The sequence below is a fragment of the Pseudomonas persica genome, assembly GCF_900291015.1.
GTDB lineage: Bacteria > Pseudomonadota > Gammaproteobacteria > Pseudomonadales > Pseudomonadaceae > Aquipseudomonas.
In genome coordinates this window covers 1-1,601 of record NZ_OLKL01000061.1, presented here as the reverse complement: position 1 = coordinate 1,601, position 1,601 = coordinate 1, and the positions used below count along the sequence as shown (strand labels likewise).

At 67.8% G+C, this 1,601-nt stretch carries 1 protein-coding gene; it reads left to right on the top strand.

Annotated features, from left to right (window positions below):
• A partial coding sequence (locus FQ664_RS25695; protein ID WP_256676094.1) for an Ig-like domain-containing protein occupies window positions 1-1,601 on the top strand: 1,601 nt, incomplete at both ends.

The following is a 1,601-nucleotide window of genomic DNA, read 5'->3' as shown; positions in this document are numbered from 1 at the left end:
AGCGCCGAAGCCGGCGCGACGGTCATCCTCACCGACGGTGGCGGCAACCCGATCGGCCAGACCACCGCCGACGGCAGTGGCAACTGGGCCTTCACGCCTATGACGCCGCTGGTCAACGGCACGGTCATCAATGCCGTGGCCCAGGACCTGGCTGGCAATACCAGCGGGCCAACCAGCGTCACGGTTGATGCCATCGCCCCAGCCGCACCGATCATCAACCTGAGCGACGGCAGCAGCCTCAGCGGTACCGCCGAGCCGGGCAGCACTGTCACCCTGACCGATGGCAGCGGCAACCCGATCGGGCAGACGACCGCCGACGGCAGCGGTAACTGGAGCTTCACCCCAGGCACACCGCTGGCCAACGGCACCGTGGTGAACGCCACGGCAACCGACCCGACCGGCAACACCGGTCCGCAGGCCACTACCACGGTTGACTCGGTGGCCCCGGCCGCACCGGTGATCGAACCGAGCAACGGTAGCGAAATCAGCGGCACCGCCGAACCAGGCAGCACCGTGACCCTGACCGACGGCAGTGGTAATCCGATCGGCCAGGCAACGGCCGATGGTAGCGGCAACTGGACCTACAGCCCCGCGACACCGCTGGTCGACGGCACTGTGGTCAACGCCACGGCGAGCGACCCGGCTGGCAACACCGGCCCGGCAGCGACGGTTACCGTCGACTCCAGCGCGCCGGCTGCGCCAGTAATCAATCCAAGTAACGGCGTGACCATCAGCGGTACAGCTGAAGCGGGCGCCACCGTGACCCTGACCGATGGCAGCGGCAATCCGATCGGCCAGATTACCGCCGATGGCAGCGGCAACTGGAGCTTCACCCCTGGTACGCCGTTGGCCAACGGCACCGTGGTGAATGCCACCGCGACCGATCCGACCGGCAACACCGGTCCGCAGGCCACCACCACGGTTGACTCGGTGGCCCCGGCTGCGCCAGTGGTCGAACCGAGCAATGGCAGCGAAATCAGTGGCACCGCCGAACCAGGCAGCACCATCACCCTGACCGATGGCAGCGGCAACCCGATCGGCCAGACTACCGCCGATGGTAGCGGCAACTGGTCGTTCACACCCGGTACGCCGCTGGCCAATGGCACGGTCATCAACGCCGTGGCCCAGGACCCTGCCGGCAACACTGGCCCGCAGGGCAGCACCACCGTAGATTCGCTCGCACCCGCCGCGCCGGTGGTCAATCCAAGCAACGGCACCGTGATCAACGGTACCGCCGAGCCGAACAGCACCGTGACCCTGACCGACGGCAGTGGTAATCCGATCGGCCAGGCAACGGCCGATGGTAGCGGCAACTGGACCTACACCCCCGCGACACCGCTGGCCGACGGCACTGTGGTCAACGCCACGGCGAGCGATCCGGCTGGCAACACCGGCCCGGCAGCGACGGTTACCGTCGACTCCAGCGCGCCGGCTGCGCCAGTAATCAATCCAAGTAACGGCGTGACCATCAGCGGTACAGCTGAAGCGGGCGCCACCGTGACCCTGACCGATGGCAGCGGCAATCCGATCGGCCAGATCACCGCCGATGGCAGCGGCAACTGGAGCTTCACCCCTGGCACGCCGTTGGCCAACGGCACCGT